Here is a 19,980-nt window from a genome sequence, read left to right as displayed (position 1 = left end):
TGATTTGTCAGTATTTTGTCAACTTATTTCATTCAAAAAAGCCCTATATCTTGCACGATTTTTTGCGGATAAAGCCTCTTCATCACCGCCTACACTTACTGGGTTACCCCGTCGTAACTGGAGGATGTTTTTATGAAGAAGAGTCTCGCCCTGCTTGTCGCAGGCGCGTTTGCCGTCGTTACCTTCTCTGCCGTCGCCGCTCCGCAACCCCTTGATGGTGATAACACCGGGCAACTCCGCCCGGCCGGTACGGTTTCAGCCTCAGGTGCCAGCTCGCTTGACGATCTGGAAGCAAAACTCGCGGAAAAAGCGCAGAGAGAGGGGGCAAAAGGTTTTGTCGTGGAATCCGCGAGTGGCAATAACAAGATGTTTGGCACAGCGACCATTTATAAATAATGGCTTCACACATCCACTCCCCTGCCCGATAGCGCCCGCATCGGGCAGTTCTATTTTTCCCCGCTTTACGCTGTTTTTTTCTGCTGGCAGGAGAAAATCCCCTCGTAATCTGCGCCTTATGTATAAAAAAAGGAGCAAATGTAAATTATTGTATTTATTTTTCCATAAATGAGTGTTAGAAAGTTACGCGTTTGATAATGCTTCTCACAATCATTATCAAACGTATTTGTAAAACCTGCCGTGACCAGAGCAAAGAAGTGCCCTGTTGTCATCGTAAAAACAGCTCGTAAAAAATTATAAGACGCTCATTAATATGGATAATAATCGCAATTTACCGTTCAACAGCTTTAGTTCGCTCACCTTCTTTACAGGCCTGTGTATCGGCTTAACCCCGGTTGGTCAGGCCGCTGCCGCAGACAGTAAAGATCAAAAACCCGGCGATACGTTGGTGGTGGAGGCGCAGGCCCCTTCCCTCTACGCGCCACAAAAATCCGCCGACCCGAAATTCAGACGGCCGATTGCGGATACGACACGTACCGTTACCGTGATTTCCGACCAGGTGTTAAAAGATCAGGGCGTCAATAACCTGACCGATGCGCTGAAAAACGTGCCGGGGGTAGGCGCGTTCTTCGCCGGGGAAAACGGTAGTTCATCGACGGGTGACGCCATTTATATGCGCGGTGCGGATACTTCAAACAGTATTTACGTTGATGGGGTGCGTGATATCGGCAGCGTCTCGCGCGATACGTTCAACACTGAGCAGGTTGAAGTGATCAAAGGGCCTTCGGGCAGCGACTATGGTCGCAGCGCGCCAACCGGTTCAATCAATATGATCAGCAAGCAGCCGCGCCTGGACTCCGGGATCGACGCCTCTGCCAGCATCGGCAGTGCGTGGTTCCGTCGCGGCACACTTGATATTAACGAAGCAATCGGTGAAACCTCCGCCGTGCGTCTGAACGTGATGGGCGAGAAAACCCACGACGCGGGTCGCGATAAAGTCCAGAACGAACGCTATGGCGTTGCGCCCTCCGTGGCCTTCGGATTAGGGACGGAAAATCGGCTTTACCTGAACTACCTGCACGTTACCCAGCACAACACCCCGGATGGCGGTATCCCGACTATCGGTCTGCCGGGCTACTCTGCGCCCAATGCGGCCACCTCCGCCCTCAACGGTTCCGGTAAGGTGAACACCAGCAACTTCTACGGGACGGATTCCGATTACGACGATTCCACTACCGACACTGCCACCATGCGCTTCGAGCATGATTTCAGTGACACCACGACAATTCGCAATACCACCCGCTGGTCACGCGTGAAGCAGGATTACCTGATGACGGCGGTAATGGGCGGCGCCAACAATATCGCCACGCCGGACCCGAACAACGTGGGAAGCTGGACCTGGACCCGTACGCCGAACACCAAAGACGTGAGCAACAAGATCCTCACCAACCAGACCAACCTGACCTCGAAGTTTTATACCGGTGCGGTCGGTCACGATATCAGCACTGGCGTAGAGTTCACCCGCGAGACGCAAACCAATTACGGCGTGAAGGCGATTACCGCGCCGCCGGTGAATATCTACAGCCCGAACAGCAATATCAACGTCGGCAGCCTGCACCGTAACGGCGCGAACGCCAATGGCCAGACCGATACCTTTGGTATCTATGCCTTTGATACGCTGCAAATCACCCATGATTTTGAACTGAACGGTGGCATCCGTCTGGATAATTACCGCACCGAATATGACAGTTCGACGGCCTGCGGCGGTTCTGGCCGTGGTGCGTTGGCCTGTCCGACCGGTACACCGAAAGGTTCACCGATCAAAACCATTGATACGGCGAAATCCGGCAATCTGGTGAACTGGAAAGCCGGTGCGCTCTATCACCTGACCGAACAGGGCAATATCTATGTCAACTACGCGATTTCCCAGCAGCCTCCGGGCGGCAGTAATTTCGCGCTGGCACAGGGCGGCACGGGCAACAGCGCCAACCGCACCGACTTTAAACCGCAAAAAGCGAAAACAAGTGAGGTGGGTACCAAGTGGGAGCTGTTTGATAAGCGCCTGCTGCTGACCGCCGCGCTGTTCCGCACCGATATCGAAAATGAAGTCGCTGCGAATGACGACGGTACCTATTCGCAGTATGGAAAAAAACGCGTTGAAGGCTATGAGTTGTCTGTAGCGGGTAACATCACCCCGGAGTGGCAGGTCATTGGCGGTTACACCCAGCAAAAAGCCTCGATTCAGGAAGGCGCAAACGTAGCGCAGGACGGAAGTTCGGCCCTGCCTTACACGCCAGAACACGCGTTTACCCTGTGGACGCAGTATCAGGCAACAAGTGATATCTCCGTAGGCGCAGGCGCGCGCTACGTGGGCAGCATGCACCGTGGCAGCGATGGTGCCGTCGGTACGCCGTCCTACACCGAAGGCTACTGGGTCGCAGATGCCAAGCTGGGCTATCGCATCAACAGCAATCTCGATTTGCAGCTGAACGTCTACAACCTGTTTGATACGGATTATGTCGCCTCGATTAACAAGAGCGGCTACCGTTACCATCCAGGCGAGCCGAGAACGTTCCTGTTAACGGCAAACGTGCATTTCTAATTACATTGCGGGAGCGCTGCGCTTCTCTGATAAGCGCAGCGCTCCAGGCAAGGAGACCCTCATCATGATGTACCACATTCCCGGCGTACTGACCGCCGATGAACTTCACCAGATGGCAGAGGACCTCAACCGTGCGACCTGGATTGACGGTCGTGCAACGGTTGGCGCACAGGGTGCGCAGGTGAAAAACAACCAGCAAATAGACACCCAGAGCCCGCTCTACGCCACGCTTCAGGCGCGAGTTCTGGCCGCACTGAATCAGCACTCACTCTTCTTCGCCGCCGCTCTCCCCAAAACGCTCTCCACCCCGCTGTTTAACCGCTACCAGCAGCAAGAAACCTATGGCTTTCACGTTGATGGTGCGGTGCGCAGTCACCCGCAAAGCGGCTGGATGCGTACCGACCTCTCCGCCACGCTTTTTTTGAGCGCCCCGGAAAGCTATGACGGTGGTGAACTGGTGGTCAACGATACCTACGGCAAGCACAACGTGAAGCTCCCGGCGGGCGACCTGGTGCTCTACCCCTCCAGCAGCCTGCACTGCGTAACCCCCGTCACGCGCGGTGTGCGCATCGCGTCATTTATGTGGATCCAGTCGATGATTCGCGACGATAAGCGCAGGGCGATGCTGTTCGACCTCGACCGCAACATTCAGACGCTGAAATCCCGCCACGGTGAATCAGAAGAAGTGCTGTCGTTGCTCAATCTTTATCACAACCTGCTGCGCGAGTGGTCTGAGATTTAGGCCTTGTCTGTACGCGAGACGCCCCCATATTGAGTATAATTAGCTCAATAAATAATCAGGAGGTGGACAATGGCTTCAGGTTGGGCAAACGACGGTGCCGTGCAGGATCAAATCGACAGCACCATTGAAGATGCGGTGGCGCGGGCAAGAAGTGGTCTTCCGAAGGGCGAAAGCGCCAAATTTTGTGAAGAATGTGGGGAACCGATTCCAGAGGCGCGTCGGCAGGCTATTCCGGGTGTCCAGCTGTGCGTGAACTGCCAGCAGGAGAAAGATTTACACAACTCTACATTTGCAGGATATAATCGCAGAGGATCGAAAGATAGCCAGCTTCGTTGACAGTTCTCTACCTGAAAATACAGCGCAAACGGTTATCTTTACGACCACCTTTTTCGGCTAAATAAGTAGCAAAAAGTGCCTTAAATCATCGAGCAGGTTATTATCCCCCTCCGAAACCATTCATAGCGAAAATAATTTATTAATAATCAGTAAATTAATACTTATTCAAAATTATTGATGAAGGTTATCAATTCTCTTCGATTTATTCTTTCGCAATAAAACGTGATACTCATCACATCGACAGAACATCGTCCCCTAACAAATAACCTGCGAGAGATTGAAAATGAAAACTATCAAATATGCTGTTGCTGCTATTGCCCTGTCTACTCTGTCCTTTGGTGCTTTCGCTGCTGAAGCGGTAAGTGCTACTCAGGCTCAGAACATGAATAAAATTGGTGTTGTTTCTGCGGAAGGCGCATCAACTCTGGATGGTCTGGAAGCAAAACTGGCTGCGAAAGCAGAAGCGGCTGGGGCATCTGCTTACAGCATCACCTCTGCTAACACCAACAACAAAGTTAGCGGTACTGCGGTTATCTACAAATAACCGAAAGAATTAACTGCCTAAAGTTGTACCCCGCCAGCTTAACCCACTGGCGGCTGTTGTAACCCTCATTGAACTTGTTGATACCCTTTTTGACGCCCGGCATGCCACGCCGGGTTTTTTTGCCTTTTTTCCGGCGATTAGTAGGACTCCGCCACCTTCGCCAGCCCCGCGTCCAGCGATGCCACTTCCCCTGCCGCCAGCAGGCAACATGCCATCTGGATTTTCAGCGATTGCGGCACCGGCTCGCTTCCTGCCACGCAGCGCTCAATCCAGCGGGCGGTCACTTCCGGATCTTTTCCTTCAGGCAAGGCTTCATTTGCTGTTTCCGTTTGCCGTTCGCTCACAACCCGCGTGCCTTGCGCATCGATCAGCGTAATTTGCGGGCAACGCTGCGGGTTAGCATACACTTCACCTTCTGTACCGTGCATCAGCAGCCCACGCCCCCCGATATCCGAGAAGAACTTCGCAACCTTCCCTACATATTCCGGATGTGAAACGCTCGATAAACGCAGCGCGGCATCTTCGGCAAACGGCGTGGCCAGCTTCGCCAGCGTATGCGAACTGTTACGCACGCCCATCCGCCAGCGCATAGAAAGCTGTTTTTCCAGCGACGGACACAGCGCGCCAACCGGGATATACACCGGCTGATGGCCATCAAGTTTAGCCTGCGCCTGCCCGGCATGGCGCGTAGGTTCAATGCCCAGCAGTTCAAAAATGGTTTCACTGATAACCCGGGTCGGGTCTTCGCTCACCCCGTGTACCACTACCGGAAAGCCAATTTTGTGCAGCAGTATCGCCAACAGCGGCGTCAGGTTGGCCTGTTTTCGCGCACCGTTATAGCTGGGGATAACAATCGGCATTGGTTTACCCACCGGCGGCTTAAGGCGCAGGGTGTGCTGCTGCATCGCCTCATAGAAGCCCAGCATCTCTGCCTCACCTTCCCCTTTAATGCGCAGCGCAATCAGGATGCCGCCCATTTCGAGATCGGGCACATCACCATTGAGCATATGGGTATAGAGACTGCGGGCGGTGTCCTGATCGAGGTCACGGGCATGGTTTTTACCCCGGCCAATCTCTTTAATCACATTGCGTAAATCCATCAGATGCTCCTTGTCCGGTATCGCGTGCCGATTAGCGTTTTTTGCGACGAGTCGTTTTAGCTTTGCTTTTTACTTTAACATCGGGCACCGGAGGTTGCTCAATAGGAAATACCGGTAGCGCATTTAACAGACGCTGGCCGTAGTTTTTGGTCAACAGGCGCTTGTCGTAAATCACCACTTCGCCCCAACAACCGTGGCTACGTATGAGACGCCCTACCTGTTGAATCAGGTTAAACGACGCGCTGGGCAGGCTTTGCACTTCAAACGGATAACGGTTCAGGCTTTTCAGCCATTCGCCTTCGGTAATCACCACCGGGCTATCGATGGGCGGGAAGGCGATTTTATGAATATGCACCTGGCTGAGCAGCTCACCTTTTAAATCGAGCCCTTCTGCAAATGATTGTAGCCCGACCAGCACGCTGCGCTCGCCATTTTCGACGCGTTTACGGTGCAGTTCCACCAGCCGATAACGCGGTTGGTCGCCCTGCACCAACAGCAAAAGACGCAAATCGGTCACATGCTCAAGAAAACGCTGCATCGCGCGGTTGCTGGCGAACAGCACCAGCATGCCTTTATGTTTTTTACTTTCCAGCGCCTCACGGAAATAGGCCGCCATTTCCGCAATGTGCAGCTCTTCGTTTTCCATCAACGGCTCGTAGCGCATTTGCGGAATCACGATTTTGCCCTGCTCAACGTGATTAAACGGCGAATCGAGCGCCACAAAGCGGTCGCCCGCTTTCTCTTTCAGCCCGCTCATCTCCTGCAAACGCGAGAAGCTATTGAGCGACCGCAGCGTCGCGGATGTCACCACAATGTGCGGCACGCTGCGCCAGAGCAGGCGTTCCAGCTGATCGCTGACGCGAATGCCCACGCAGTTAAACCACAGATGCATCTGACCATCACGCGTGTCGCGTGTCGCCCATTTAGAGACCGGCGCGCCGGATGCCTGCGCCAGCGACGCCAGACGCCAGAGCTTGCTTTGCGACTCAAACATGCCCAATGCACGGTTCATTTGCAGGATAACGCGATGCAAACGCACGATATCGTGCGAACCAGTTTTCTCGCTGAGATCGTTTAAAAACAGTTCCGCCAGCCCACGCAGCATCTCGGTAAGTTTTGCCAGCCGCTGGACAATTTCCATGATCTCCTCCGGTAGCTCGCCCATCGCAAAGCGGTGTTCCGCTTCCTGGGTCGCCGGAAGATATAAATTCAGAATGTTATTGAGTGAGGCAATCAACTCGTAAAGTTCTTCACAGTGAGCGGTCAAACGCTCCGGGATAGCCAGCGGCGGCGTGGTTTTCGGGCGAAACTGCTCCATGCAGGTCGCCACCAGCTTGACGAAAAGATCGAGTTGCAGGCGATACCAGGGCGCAGTGATTTCCGCGCTCATCTCCAGCGCATCGCGTGCGACATCCGGCAGATGATGGCCTTCATCCAGCACCAGCAGCAGGTTTTTTGGCTCCGGCAGCACCGCTTCGCTTTCCATCGCGGCCATGACCAGCGCATGGTTAGCGACCACTACTTCCGCTTCCTGGATCTCGCGCCGCGCGACGAAAAACGGGCACTCGCGATAGTAGAGGCAGTTGCGGTTCAGGCAGCTTGCTTTATCGGTGCTCAGACGTCGCCACAAATCATCGTTAATCGCGATATCCGTGTGATCGCGCAGGCCATCCCATTTATAGCTGTCGAGGTCGGCCTTCAGTTTCGCGCAACGCTTCTGCTCTTCCTGATTGTTCGGCGTAAGGTCGTCATCCAGAAACGCGAGCAGATCCTGCTGATTGGGCTCGGTACTCGCCAACCCGTTGAGGTTACGCGGGCAAACGTAGCGCCCGCGCCCAAAGGCGGCGGTAAACTTAAGATCGGGGATAATTTTGCGCAGCAGCGGGAGATCTTTACTGTAGATCTGATCCTGCAACGCGACGTTGGCAGTGCTGACCACCAGCGTTTTTTGCTCTTCCCGGGCAATCGCTATGCCGGGAATGAGATAAGAAAGGGTTTTCCCGACGCCGGTCGGCGCTTCGATAGCCAGATGCCGCCCCTCTTCCCCGGCGAGCGTTTTTGCCACATCAGCAATCATCTGCCGCTGCGGCGCGCGGGGAATAAAGTCCGGGATCTGTTCCTGAAGCGCCTTATACCAGGCGGCGATTTGCGCTTTCAGCGCAGCGGTCAATGCCATGAGAAAACCTGAAATACTGTATAAACAGCCACTATTGTGGCACTTTCTTACGCGGGCAGCAAAAAATAAAGCCTGGCTTGCGGCCAGGCTTCAGAAATTTGCTTCACGGCGGAGGTGCTTCGCTCATCCGCCCTGCAATGCGTAAACCGTTATTGTGCGGCAGACGGTTTACGCGGGCGACGGCGACGCTGCTGTTCGCCTGCCGGTTTGGCATCGCCAATGCGGCGGGATTGTTTCGGTTTGGCGTCAGTCTTCGGCGCGCCGCCTTCGCTGCGGCGTTGCTGCTGCTGCCCACGGCCCTGGCTCTGGCCCTGACCTTGCGGGCGACCGCCCTGTCCGCGACCACCGCCGTTGCCGCCACGCTGCTGACGACCATTCTGGATCGGTTCTGCTTTGATGGACGGATCTGGCTCATAACCCGGCAGAGCAATACGCGGGATCTCTTTTTTCAGCAGTTTTTCTATATCACGCAGCAGTTTGTGTTCATCAACACAAACCAGCGACAGCGCTTCACCGGTTGCCGCCGCACGGCCAGTACGGCCAATACGGTGCACGTAATCTTCCGGTACGTTTGGCAGCTCGTAGTTCACCACGTGCGGCAGTTCTTCGATATCCAGACCACGCGCGGCGATGTCGGTTGCCACCAGCACGCGGATATCGCCGGATTTAAAATCAGCCAGCGCACGCGTACGTGCACCCTGAGATTTGTTACCGTGAATAGCCGCACTGCGGATACCGTCTTTGTTCAGTTGTTCTGCCAGGTGGTTTGCGCCGTGTTTGGTACGGGTAAAGACCAGCACCTGACGCCAGTCGCCCTGGCCAATCATCTGTGACAGCAATTCCCGTTTACGTTTCTTATCAACGAAATGCACATGCTGCGTTACCTGCTCAGAGGCGGTGTTGCGGCGCGCGACTTCAATTTCCAACGGGTTATGCAGCAGTTTTTCCGCCAGCGCTTTAATGTCATCAGAGAATGTGGCGGAGAACAGCAGGTTTTGACGCTTGGCCGGCAGTTTTGCCAGTACGCGGCGAATATCGTGGATAAAGCCCATATCAAGCATACGATCCGCTTCGTCCAGCACCAGAATTTCAATACTGTCGAGTTTTACCGCATTTTGATGTTCCAGGTCTAACAGACGGCCCGGCGTCGCCACCAGCACATCAACGCCACCGCGCAGTTTCATCATCTGCGGGTTAATGCTCACACCGCCGAACACAACCAACGAACGAATGTTCAGATACTGGCTGTATTCACGCACGTTTTCGCCAATTTGCGCGGCGAGTTCACGGGTTGGCGTGAGGATCAGCGCGCGTACCGGGCGACGGCCCTTAGCATGCGGTTGAGTGGTAATCAGATGCTGCAACAGCGGCAGCGTAAAGCCTGCCGTTTTACCGGTGCCGGTTTGGGCGCTGGCCATCAGGTCACGGCCCTGTAATACCGCAGGAATTGCTTGCTGCTGAATGGGGGTGGGTTCGCGATAGCCAAGCTCAACAATGGCACGCAAAATTTCAGGGCTAAGCCCCAGTGAATCAAAAGACATAATTACTCCACACCCACCCCGACCGCAAGCGGTGTAGTTTTCGAGGGGATTACAAACCAGATAATGACAAAAACCACAATGTCATGAAGGGCCGGAGTGTAGCAGCTTTTGTGACCTGGCGCATAAAATATCTCTCCAGCCAGGCGGCCTGCGGGGCGGTGAATATTCTGTGTTTTCGCCGTTTTTTGCGTATGCAACTGGACAAGCTCAAAATTTGGACATAATGTTAATCAATCGATTGATTAATTTTCTGTGACGCGATGAATACGACTCCCATCACTACCAAAGGCGAACAGGCCAAAAGCCAGCTCATCGCCGCCGCACTCGCGCAGTTTGGCGAGTATGGGCTGCATGCCACCACCCGTGATATCGCGGCGCAGGCCGGGCAGAACATTGCGGCGATAACCTACTACTTCGGCTCAAAGGACGACTTATACCTCGCCTGCGCCCAGTGGATTGCTGATTTTATCGGTGAAAACTTCCGCCCGCACGTAGAGGCCGCCGAAGCGCTTTTCGCCCAGCCGGAGTCCGATAAAGCCGCCATTCATGAACTGATTTTGCGTGCCTGCAAGAACATGATTCTGCTGCTGACTCAGGACGATACGGTCAACCTCAGTAAGTTTATTTCACGTGAACAGTTCTCGCCCACCGCCGCCTATCAACATATCCACGAACGGGTAATTGCCCCGATGCATACGCACCTTACGCATCTGATTGCCGCGTACACCGGGCGCGATCCGCACGACACGCAAACCATACTACACACGCACGCCTTGCTCGGTGAAATCCTCGCGTTCCGCCTGGGGCGCGAGACCATTTTACTGCGTGCCGGATGGGCCCGTTTTGACGACGAGAAAGCGGAACAGATTTTCCAGGTGGTGAGCTGCCACATCGATTTCATTTTACAGGGACTAACGCAAAGGAGCCTGAAACAATGAAGAAACCGGTCATTATTGCACTGGTGCTGGTGCTGATTGTTGCCGCCATTGGCGGAACCTGGTGGTATCAGAGCCGCCAGGACAACGGACTGACGCTCTACGGCAACGTGGATATCCGCACCGTCAATATGAGTTTCCGCGTCGGTGGCCGTTTACAGTCATTAACCGTGGACGAAGGCGATGCCATTAAAGCCGGGCAAACGCTGGGCCAGCTCGATAAAGCGCCCTATGAAAATGCGCTAATGCAGGCGAAAGCGAATGTCTCAACCGCCCAGGCACAATATGACCTGATGATGGCGGGTTATCGGGCTGAAGAGATTGCCCAGGCCGCCGCCGCGGTTAAACAGGCGCAGGCCGCCTATGACTACGCGCAGAACTTTTACGGCCGTCAGCAAGGATTGTGGAAAAGCCGCACGATTTCCGCCAACGATCTGGAAAATGCGCGTTCCTCACGTGACCAGGCGCTGGCAACACTGAAATCGGCGCAGGATAAACTGAGCCAATACCGCGCCGGGAATCGGCCGCAGGAAATTGCCCAGGCGAAAGCCAATCTTGAACAGGCGCAGGCGCAGCTGGCGCAATCAACGCTCGACTTGCACGACACCACCCTGGTGGCACCGTCGGACGGCACGTTGCTTACCCGCGCGGTAGAACCCGGCAGCATGCTTAATGCAGGCAGCACCGCCCTCACCCTTTCGCTGACGCGTCCGGTATGGGTCCGCGCCTATGTGGATGAGAAAAACCTAAATCAGGCGCAGCCAGGCCGGGAAATTTTGCTCTATACCGACGGTCGCCCGGACAAGCCGTATCACGGCAAAATCGGCTTCGTATCACCCACCGCAGAATTTACGCCGAAAACCGTTGAGACGCCGGATCTGCGTACCGACCTGGTGTATCGCCTGCGTATTATCGTGACCGATGCCGACGATACCCTGCGTCAGGGGATGCCGGTGACGCTGAAGTTCAACGATGAGTCGCGCCATGAGTGAGGACATCATCCAGCTCGATGGGCTGGTGAAACGCTTCGCCGGTATGGATAAACCCGCCGTCGCGCCGCTGAACTGTACCATTCACTCTGGTTATGTGACCGGGCTGGTGGGGCCGGACGGCGCGGGGAAAACCACCCTGATGCGTATGCTGGCCGGCCTGCTGAAACCCGACGAAGGAACGGCTTCTGTTCTGGGGCTCGACCCTATCGAAAACGACAGCGAGCTGCACAGCATGCTGGGTTACATGCCGCAAAAATTTGGCCTGTATGAAGATTTAACGGTAATGGAGAACCTCAATCTTTATGCCGACCTGCGCAGCGTTACCGGCGACGCGCGAAAGAAAACCTTCGCGCGTCTGCTGGAGTTTACCGCGCTGGGGCCGTTTACCGGACGGCTGGCGGGGAAACTCTCCGGCGGGATGAAGCAAAAACTGGGGCTCGCCTGTACGCTGGTGGGCGAACCGAAAGTGTTGTTGCTCGATGAACCGGGCGTGGGCGTTGACCCCATCTCGCGCCGCGAACTGTGGCAAATGGTGCACGAACTGGCGGGCGACGGGATGCTAATTTTGTGGAGCACCTCCTACCTCGACGAAGCCGAGCAGTGCCGCGACGTGCTGCTGATGAACGAAGGTGAATTGCTTTATCAGGGCGAGCCGACGGCGCTGACGAAAACCATGGCCGGGCGCAGTTTCCTGATGAGCAGCCCGGCGGAAAACAACCGCCGTCTGTTACAGCGTGCACTGAAATTACCCCAGGTGAGCGATGGCATGATCCAGGGGCGCTCGGTGCGGGTGATCCTCAAAAAAGAGGCCACCGCCGACGATATTCGCCACGCACCGGAAATGCCAGAAATCGAGATTGACGAAACCACGCCGCGCTTTGAGGATGCCTTTATCGACCTGCTGGGCGGTGCGGGAACCTCGGAATCGCCGCTGGGCGCCATTCTACATACGGTTGAGGGTTCGCCGGAAGAGACGGTGATTGAGGCCAAACAGCTTACCAAAAAATTTGGCGACTTTGCCGCCACCGACCACGTGGATTTCGCCGTTAAACGCGGGGAAATTTTTGGCCTGCTCGGCCCTAACGGCGCGGGAAAATCGACCACCTTTAAAATGATGTGCGGCCTGCTGGTACCGACATCCGGAAAAGCATTGGTGCTGGATATGGACCTGAAAGTCAGCTCTGGCAAAGCGCGTCAGCATCTGGGGTATATGGCGCAAAAATTCTCGCTCTACGGCAACCTGACCGTGGAGCAGAACCTGCGTTTTTTCTCCGGCGTCTATGGCCTGCGAGGGCGAGCGCAGAATGACAAAATTGCCCGCATGAGCGAGGCCTTCGGCCTGAAAAGTATTGCCAGCCACGCGACCGACTCTCTGCCCCTTGGTTTTAAGCAGCGTCTGGCGCTCGCCTGCTCGCTCATGCACGAGCCGGATATTCTGTTCCTCGATGAACCCACCTCCGGCGTTGACCCCATTACCCGCCGTGAATTCTGGTTGCATATCAACAGCATGGTGGAGAAAGGTGTGACCGTGATGGTGACGACGCACTTTATGGATGAAGCCGAGTATTGCGATCGCATTGGTCTGGTGTATCGCGGCAAACTGATTGCCAGCGGCACACCGGATGACCTGAAAGCGCAGGCCGCCGACGATGAACAGATCGACCCAACCATGGAGCAGGCTTTCATCACCTTAATCCACAACTGGGATAAGGAGCACGCCGATGCGCAATAGCCCCCTTTCCTGGCGACGCGTACGCGCGCTGTGCGTTAAAGAGACGCGGCAGATTATCCGCGACCCCAGTAGCTGGCTGATTGCCGTCGTCATTCCATTGCTGCTGCTGTTTATCTTTGGCTACGGCATCAACCTCGACTCCAGCAAGCTGCGGGTGGGGATTTTGCTGGAGCAGCAGAGCGAAGAAGCGCTCGATTTTACCCACGCCATGACCGGCTCGCCCTATATTGACGCCACCATCAGCGATAACCGCCAGCAATTGGTTGAGATGATGCAGGCCGGGCGTATTCGCGGGCTGGTGGTGATCCCGGTGAATTTCGATAGCCAGATGGCGCGCGACAATGAAACCGCGCCAATTCAGGTTATTACCGATGGTAGCGAGCCGAACACCGCTAACTTTGTACAGGGCTATACGCAAGGGATTTGGCAGCTTTGGCAGGCTCAGCGTGCGGAAGACAAAGGGCAATCATTTACACCACTCATTGATGTCCAGACCCGTTACTGGTTTAACCCGGCCGCCATCAGCCAGCACTTTATCATTCCCGGCGCAGTGACCATCATCATGACGGTGATTGGTGCAATCCTAACCTCGCTGGTGGTGGCGCGCGAATGGGAGCGCGGCACGATGGAAGCCCTGCTTTCAACCGAAGTAACCCGCGTTGAGCTGCTGCTGTGTAAGCTGATCCCCTACTACTTCCTTGGCATGCTGGCGATGCTGCTCTGCATGCTGGTGTCTGTGTTTATTCTCGGTGTGCCCTATCGCGGTTCGCTGTTGGTGCTGTTTTTCATTACCAGTCTGTTTTTACTCAGCACCTTGGGGATGGGCTTGTTAATTTCGACCATCACCCGTAACCAGTTTAACGCCGCGCAGGTGGCGCTGAACGCCGCGTTTCTGCCATCAATTATGTTGTCCGGGTTTATTTTCCAGATTGACAGCATGCCTGCGGCGATTCGCATCGTGACCTATATCATCCCGGCCCGCTACTTCGTGAGCACGCTGCAAAGCCTGTTCCTGGCGGGCAATATCCCTGTGGTGCTGGTGATTAACACCCTGTTTCTGATTGCCTCGGCGGTGATGTTTATTGGCCTGACATGGCTGAAAACGAAACGTCGACTGGATTGATTTTGCCGGATGCGCTGACGCTTATCCGGCCTACATACGGCGCTTTTTGTAGGCCGGATAAGGCGAAGCCGCCATCCGGCATTGAGGAATAAACTATGTTTTATCGCTTATGGACATTAATTCGCAAAGAGCTGCAATCGCTGCTGCGCGAGCCGCAGACCCGCGCCATTTTGATTCTGCCGGTGCTGATTCAGGTGATTCTTTTCCCCTTTGCCGCGACGCTGGAAGTGACCAACGCCACCATCGCCATCTACAACGAGGATAACGGCAAACACGCGGTGGAGTTGACGCAACGTTTCGCCCGCGCCAAAGCGTTCACCCATATTCTGCTGCTGAAAAGCCCGCAGGAGATCCAACCGACCATCGACACCCAGAAAGCGCTGCTGCTGGTGCGCTTCCCGGCGGATTTCTCGCGTAATCTCGACACCTTCCAGCAGGCGCCAATGCAGTTGATTCTTGACGGGCGAAACTCTAACAGCGCGCAAATCGCGGCTAACTACCTGCAACAGATCGTCAAAGACTATCAGCAGGAGTTAACGGACGGCCAGGCAAAACCCAATAACAGCGAACTGGTGGTGCGCAACTGGTATAACCCGAATCTGGACTATAAATGGTTTGTGGTGCCGTCGCTGATCGCCATGATCACCACCATCGGCGTGATGATCGTAACGTCGCTTTCGGTAGCGCGTGAACGTGAACAAGGCACACTGGATCAGCTACTGGTCTCACCGCTGGCGACCTGGCAGATCTTTATCGGCAAAGCGGTTCCGGCGCTGATTGTGGCGACCTTCCAGGCCACTATCGTGCTGGGTATCGGCATTTGGGCGTATCAGATTCCCTTCGCCGGTTCGCTGGCGCTGTTCTACTTCACCATGATTATTTACGGGTTATCGCTGGTGGGCTTTGGGCTGCTGATCTCTTCCCTGTGCGAAACCCAACAACAGGCGTTTATCGGCGTGTTCGTCTTTATGATGCCGGCGATTCTGCTGTCGGGTTACGTCTCCCCCGTCGAGAACATGCCGGTGTGGTTACAGAATCTGACGTGGATAAACCCCATTCGTCACTTTACGGATATCACCAAGCAAATTTATCTGAAGGATGCGAGCTTAACGATTGTGTGGGGAAGTTTGTGGCCGCTACTGGTGATAGCGGCCACGACAGGCTCAGTGGCGTACGCGATGTTTCGCCGGAAGATCGCCTGAGTTGCGTTTTTTCTCTTTAACTAACAAAGAGACCAACGCTGGCCCGGCGAGGATCGCCAGCCCCGCAAGGGCCAGCAGAAAGTTATTGTGTAACACTCGCGACAGCAGCCATAAGGCGATAATTGCCGCGCCAAAATACCAGGTGGTGGTGAGTTCTTCGAGTACGTCGCCCACATCACGCCAGCGCTGTTCACGGTGGCGCTGTAATGCCAGCATCAGAATCACCGTTACGCTGTAGAGCACACACAGGCCCAGACCGACGCGGACTAATGCACCGCCCATCCAGCCCATAACCAGCACCGCCACAACCAGCAAATGCAACATAATCTGCCAGCAACTTAACCCTGTTGCGACACGAACGCGTTGTTGCCACTTCATGGCTTCTTCTCCTGAAGGATTTTATTTGCCTATTCAGAGTACGCCACTTTACGGAAAATTCCGTATCACCGCATCTTTTTGTGACGCCGACTACACTATTTAGTCAGGAGAATATAAATAACGGGAGCCAAATGTCCGCGAACAGCACGCCTTTTTCGGTAAAAATACTGACAATTAACACCCATAAGGGCTTTACGGCATTTAATCGACGTTTTATTTTGCCGGAGCTTCGTGACGCCGTTCGCACTGTCGGCGCGGACATTGTTTGCCTACAGGAAGTGCTGGGCGCACACGAGGCGCACTCAATGCGGGTCGAAAACTGGCCTGAAACCACGCACTATGAATTTCTCGCCGACACCATGTGGAGCGATTACGCTTATGGTCGCAATGCCGTCTATCCCGATGGGCATCACGGCAACGCGGTGCTCTCGCGTTACCCTATCGAACATTTTGAAAATCACGATGTTTCCGTCGGCAACAGCGAGAAACGCGGGCTACTCTATTGCCGCATCACGCCCCCGCAGCTTCGCACGCCGATTCATGTCATTTGCGTACACCTTGGCCTTGGGGAAAAACAGCGTCAGGCGCAGCTAATTATGCTCGCCGATTTCGTCAATACGCTGCCACAGGGCGATCCTGTACTGGTAGCCGGTGATTTCAACGACTGGCGGCAGAAAGCAAATCATCCATTAAAAGCAAAGGCCGGGCTGGAAGAGATTTTTACCCGCGCGAGGGGGCGGCCCGCACGCACCTTTCCGGCTAACCTGCCACTGCTGCGCCTTGACCGAATTTACGTAAAAAATGCCAATGCCAGTCAGCCCACTAAACTGGCCCTGCGCGGCTGGCGTCACCTTTCTGACCATGCGCCCCTTAGCGCGGAGATCCACCTATGAAATGCGCCTGGCGAGAAGGCAACCAGATTACGCTGCTGGAGAATGGCGATCAGTACTACCCTGCGGTCTTTAAAGCTATCGATCATGCGAAAAGTAAAGTGATCCTTGAAACCTTTATCTGGTTTGAAGACGACGTCGGTAAGCAGTTACATGCGGTACTACTGCGTGCCGCAAAACGAGGCGTGCAGATAGAAGCCCTGCTCGATGGCTACGGCTCACCCGATTTAAGCGATGAATTTGTCAATGAACTGACCGAAGCGGGGGTTATTTTTCGCTATTACGATCCCGGTCCGCGCGTTTTTGGCATGCGAACCAACCTCTTTCGCCGTATGCACCGCAAAATTGTGGTCGTGGATGCCCAGATCGCTTTTATTGGCGGCATCAACTATTCCGCTGAACATATGTCCGACTATGGCCCGGAAGCCAAACAGGATTACGCAGTGCAGGTTGAAGGTCCGGTCGTACAGGACATTGTGCAGTTTGAGCTGGAAAATCTGCCGGAAAATGCCCCGGTACGCTGCTGGTGGCGCAGGCACCATCGTGTGGAAGAAAACCGGATGCCTGGCGAGGCGCAGGCGCTGCTGGTATGGCGTGACAATGGCGAGCACCGCACTGATATCGAACGCCACTATTTGCGAATGCTGGCAACTGCCAAACGTGAAGTGATCATTGCTAACGCCTACTTCTTTCCCGGCTATCGCCTGCTGCATGCCATGCGTCGGGCTGCACGACGCGGCGTGCGAGTGAAACTGGTGGTTCAGGGCAACCCGGATATGGCCATTGTTAAAGTGGGCGCGGTGCTGCTTTATCGTTATCTGGTAAACAGCGGTGTGCATATTTATGAATACCAGCGCCGCCCGCTACACGGCAAGGTCGCGCTGATGGATGACCACTGGGCGACGGTCGGCTCCAGCAACCTCGACCCGTTGAGCTTGTCGCTGAATCTTGAAGCCAATCTCATGATTCACGACCGCCAGTTTAACCAAACGCTGCGCGACAATCTCAATACCTTGATTACCCGTGATTCACAGCGCGTGGACGAAACTATGGTGCCTAAGCGCAGCTGGTTAAACCTCGGCATTGGCGTAGTGGTCTTCCACTTCCTGCGCCATTTCCCGGCGATGGCGGGTTGGCTACCGGCGCACACGCCAAAACTGGCGGAAGTCCCTCCCCCCGCACTGCCGACGATGGAAACCCAGGATCGCGTTGAACCGGAGAATTCAGGAGCCCGACAATGAAATGGATGAGCAAGACACAGTGGAAGTGGACCAAACGCGCCCTGACCTGGCTGTTTCTGGTTGCCGTCGCGGTACTGCTGGTGCTCTATGCGCGCAAAATTGACTGGCATGAGGTGTGGAACGTCATCCGCGACTACAACCGTCTGGCGCTGTTGGGCGCAGTAGGGTTGGTGATTTTCAACTATTTGCTGTACGGCTGCTATGACCTGCTGGCCCGCGTCTGGTGCGGGCATAAGCTGGCCAAGCGCCAGGTCATGCTGGTGTCGTTTATCTGCTATGCCTTTAACCTGACGCTCAGCACCTGGGTTGGCGGCATAGGTATGCGCTATCGCCTGTATTCGCGGCTTGGGCTGAAGCCCGGCACCATCACTCGCATCTTTTCCCTGAGCATTTCGACCAACTGGCTGGGTTATTTATTATTGGCGGGCGTGATGTTTACCATTGGCGCCATTGACTTGCCGCCGCACTGGTATATCAACGACACGACTCTGCAACTGCTCGGCGCGGCGCTGTTGGCGATGGTGCTGGTGTATCTGGGATTTTGCGCTTTTGCCAAAAAGCGCCAGTATTCTGTCAAAGGACAAAAACTGGTTCTCCCCACCTGGAAGTTCGCCCTCGCCCAGATGGCGATTTCCAGCCTTAACTGGATGGCGATGGGCGCAACCATCTGGCTGCTGATGGGCCAGAGCGTTGATTATTTCTTCGTCCTCGGCGTTCTGCTGGTCAGCAGCGTAGTCGCAGTGATTGTGCATATTCCGGCAGGTATCGGCGTGCTGGAAGCGGTGTTTGTCGCACTGCTGGCCAGCGAAGAAGTCTCATCAGGAACGATAATTGCGGCGCTGCTGGTGTGGCGTGTGCTGTATTACTTTATTCCACTGCTACTGGCGCTGGTGTGTTATCTGGGGCTTGAGAGCCAGGCGAAAAGGATTCGGGAGAGGAATGAGGAGAAGGCTGGGGGGTGAGAGAACTTCAGCCGTTAGAGGAGTTGCGAAAGTACGTCCCAAATTTAAGAAACACACCTACGTCAACTTGTGAATTTTCAAAAATAATCCTTAAGGCGATTTTTGCCATAAAGCAAATATCGTCATCATCAGATTGTAATGACAAATTTAATCCATTGATTCATCTTGCATCAGGGAAGTTTACTGCCTGTTGTGTAACCCAAAATCTTACACTTTTGATTGTAGAAGGATCGGTTAAGATCTCGACAATATTCTCTATAACACTTTCATAATCACATTTATCAAATACATCCTCTATTAATTGATAAACTCCCAGGCCATCACCCGATCCGAACGACCGCATAAGCAGTGGGATTGCGTCGTTATCTGGATTCTGAATAAAATACTGACGCACATCATCATACTGATCGATAAGCTCCTGCGTGATATCCAGATCATCTGGCATCGGTTGGTATAATGACAGAAAGTTTATTACTTCTGTTTTATTCATAATGTTCATCTTAATGTCCAATAGACGTTATAAATTTAGAGCATTGGGTAATATAGCCCGTAGATTATCTGAGAATGCTCGCTTTTCCCGTTAATGATCATAAAAACTCATCATCAAGTGAACCATCAAGCGCCATTTCCATAAATGTCTTAAAAGAAGGCGCCACTTCTTTTACCTCTTCTATATCCAGATCACCAAAATTAACGCTACATACCTTTACATACTCAGGATCACGATAATCCAATAAAAAACAGATTGGGCCACCATCAGAGCCGAAAGCAATAAATTTGTTGCCTAAGTAATGTTTAATAAGATAACCATCCTCTAAAGAATTTAAAGAAGGAATATCTTCTAGCGGCCAGAGAGCGATATAAATATTTTTAAACTTCCCACAACCGCCATTGGACCATAGCCAGAATGATTTTACATCATCTGGCAATGGATGATTGAGTTCACTTTCAATCGTAGGCATCTCATCCTGCGATATCACACCATGTTTATCCCATAGATGTGATATTAACTTTTTTATTCTTTCCATTACATCACACCTTTTTATTCTTAATTACATTCTATGGTAGCGTCGAAAGCGATTCATAAC

The 19,980-nt window shown here is 54.0% G+C and carries 19 protein-coding genes; 13 read left to right on the top strand and 6 right to left on the bottom strand.

Features of this window, described 5'->3' with window-relative positions:
- The first annotated feature begins 132 nt into the window (after positions 1-132).
- The 5 genes from mcbA to ybiJ all read left to right on the top strand — a co-directional run bounded on the left by mcbA (position 133) and on the right by ybiJ (position 4,620).
- On the top strand, positions 133-396 hold the full coding sequence (gene mcbA / locus F0Q32_RS20220) for a DUF1471 family periplasmic protein McbA (protein WP_149464501.1): 264 nt from the start codon (positions 133-135) through the stop codon (positions 394-396).
- A gap of 313 nt (positions 397-709) precedes the next feature.
- The gene (locus tag F0Q32_RS20215) at positions 710-2,998 is read left to right on the top strand and encodes a catecholate siderophore receptor Fiu (protein ID WP_149464500.1); all 2,289 of its coding nucleotides are present in this window, start codon (positions 710-712) and stop codon (positions 2,996-2,998) included.
- Between the two features lie 64 nt (positions 2,999-3,062).
- Entirely contained in the window at positions 3,063-3,740 is a 678-nt protein-coding gene (gene ybiX, locus F0Q32_RS20210; protein ID WP_149464499.1) for a PKHD-type hydroxylase YbiX, read from the top strand.
- A gap of 69 nt (positions 3,741-3,809) precedes the next feature.
- Positions 3,810-4,076, top strand: a complete 267-nt coding sequence (locus tag F0Q32_RS20205; protein WP_015965229.1) for a DksA/TraR family C4-type zinc finger protein — start codon at positions 3,810-3,812, stop codon at positions 4,074-4,076.
- 283 nt (positions 4,077-4,359) lie between these two features.
- Positions 4,360-4,620, top strand: coding sequence for a DUF1471 family protein YbiJ (gene ybiJ / locus F0Q32_RS20200; RefSeq protein WP_149464498.1), 261 nt, complete (start codon positions 4,360-4,362; stop codon positions 4,618-4,620).
- A 137-nt stretch (positions 4,621-4,757) separates the two neighbouring features.
- On the opposite strand, the gene ybiB is transcribed toward ybiJ, so the two are convergent.
- From ybiB to rhlE, 3 genes are all read right to left on the bottom strand, one after another.
- Positions 4,758-5,720, bottom strand: a complete 963-nt coding sequence (gene ybiB, locus F0Q32_RS20195; protein ID WP_149464497.1) for a DNA-binding protein YbiB — start codon at positions 5,718-5,720, stop codon at positions 4,758-4,760.
- Positions 5,721-5,751: 31 nt separating this feature from the next.
- Positions 5,752-7,896, bottom strand: coding sequence for an ATP-dependent DNA helicase DinG (dinG, locus tag F0Q32_RS20190; protein ID WP_149464496.1), 2,145 nt, complete (start codon positions 7,894-7,896; stop codon positions 5,752-5,754).
- 149 nt (positions 7,897-8,045) lie between these two features.
- On the bottom strand, positions 8,046-9,437 hold the full coding sequence (rhlE, locus tag F0Q32_RS20185; RefSeq protein WP_149464495.1) for an ATP-dependent RNA helicase RhlE: 1,392 nt from the start codon (positions 9,435-9,437) through the stop codon (positions 8,046-8,048).
- 260 nt (positions 9,438-9,697) lie between these two features.
- Here rhlE and cecR point away from each other — a divergent pair, with 260 nt between their 5' ends.
- The 5 genes from cecR (at position 9,698) to F0Q32_RS20160 (ending at position 15,421) form a co-directional block, all read left to right on the top strand.
- Positions 9,698-10,375 (top strand): transcriptional regulator CecR, encoded by a 678-nt coding sequence (cecR, locus tag F0Q32_RS20180; RefSeq protein WP_149464494.1) that lies wholly within the window; start codon positions 9,698-9,700, stop codon positions 10,373-10,375.
- Entirely contained in the window at positions 10,372-11,364 is a 993-nt protein-coding gene (gene hlyD, locus F0Q32_RS20175) for a secretion protein HlyD (protein WP_149464493.1), read from the top strand. The genes cecR and hlyD overlap by 4 nt, the downstream gene beginning before the upstream one ends.
- A complete protein-coding gene (locus F0Q32_RS20170; protein WP_149464492.1) occupies positions 11,357-13,096 on the top strand; it encodes an ATP-binding cassette domain-containing protein in 1,740 nt (579 codons plus the stop codon). Before hlyD ends, F0Q32_RS20170 begins: the two co-directional genes overlap by 8 nt.
- Positions 13,086-14,219 (top strand): ABC transporter permease, encoded by a 1,134-nt coding sequence (locus tag F0Q32_RS20165; protein WP_149464491.1) that lies wholly within the window; start codon positions 13,086-13,088, stop codon positions 14,217-14,219. The genes F0Q32_RS20170 and F0Q32_RS20165 overlap by 11 nt, the downstream gene beginning before the upstream one ends.
- 95 nt (positions 14,220-14,314) lie before the next feature.
- Positions 14,315-15,421, top strand: coding sequence for an ABC transporter permease (locus F0Q32_RS20160; RefSeq protein WP_149464490.1), 1,107 nt, complete (start codon positions 14,315-14,317; stop codon positions 15,419-15,421).
- Here the strand turns inward: F0Q32_RS20160 and F0Q32_RS20155 are convergent.
- Positions 15,383-15,799 carry a YbhQ family protein gene (locus tag F0Q32_RS20155; protein ID WP_015965245.1) on the bottom strand — a complete coding sequence of 139 codons (417 nt, stop codon included), beginning with the start codon at positions 15,797-15,799 and terminating at the stop codon, positions 15,383-15,385. The two genes, F0Q32_RS20160 and F0Q32_RS20155, sit on opposite strands and share 39 nt — an antisense overlap.
- Positions 15,800-15,930: 131 nt before the next feature.
- Here F0Q32_RS20155 and F0Q32_RS20150 point away from each other — a divergent pair, with 131 nt between their 5' ends.
- From F0Q32_RS20150 to F0Q32_RS20140, 3 genes are read left to right on the top strand one after another with little or no spacing between them, the layout of a single operon-like run.
- Complete coding sequence (locus tag F0Q32_RS20150; protein ID WP_149464489.1) at positions 15,931-16,692, top strand: endonuclease/exonuclease/phosphatase family protein; 762 nt, start codon at positions 15,931-15,933, stop codon at positions 16,690-16,692.
- On the top strand, positions 16,689-17,930 hold the full coding sequence (gene clsB, locus F0Q32_RS20145; protein ID WP_149464488.1) for a cardiolipin synthase ClsB: 1,242 nt from the start codon (positions 16,689-16,691) through the stop codon (positions 17,928-17,930). Before F0Q32_RS20150 ends, clsB begins: the two co-directional genes overlap by 4 nt.
- 5 nt (positions 17,931-17,935) lie before the next feature.
- On the top strand, positions 17,936-18,892 hold the full coding sequence (locus F0Q32_RS20140; RefSeq protein WP_149464561.1) for a YbhN family protein: 957 nt from the start codon (positions 17,936-17,938) through the stop codon (positions 18,890-18,892).
- 160 nt (positions 18,893-19,052) lie between these two features.
- Here F0Q32_RS20140 and F0Q32_RS20135 read toward each other — a convergent pair whose 3' ends face one another.
- Together F0Q32_RS20135 and F0Q32_RS20130 are read right to left on the bottom strand one after the other, a co-directional pair.
- Positions 19,053-19,382, bottom strand: coding sequence for a hypothetical protein (locus F0Q32_RS20135; protein WP_255475677.1), 330 nt, complete (start codon positions 19,380-19,382; stop codon positions 19,053-19,055).
- A gap of 97 nt (positions 19,383-19,479) precedes the next feature.
- On the bottom strand, positions 19,480-19,920 hold the full coding sequence (locus tag F0Q32_RS20130; protein WP_149464487.1) for an SMI1/KNR4 family protein: 441 nt from the start codon (positions 19,918-19,920) through the stop codon (positions 19,480-19,482).
- Positions 19,921-19,980 lie beyond the last annotated feature (60 nt).

It is taken from the genome of Pseudocitrobacter sp. 73, from assembly GCF_008369545.1.
Lineage (GTDB): Bacteria > Pseudomonadota > Gammaproteobacteria > Enterobacterales > Enterobacteriaceae > Pseudocitrobacter > Pseudocitrobacter vendiensis.
The sequence above is the reverse complement of the archived record's forward strand: the minus strand, read 5'-3'. Positions and strand labels throughout refer to the sequence as shown.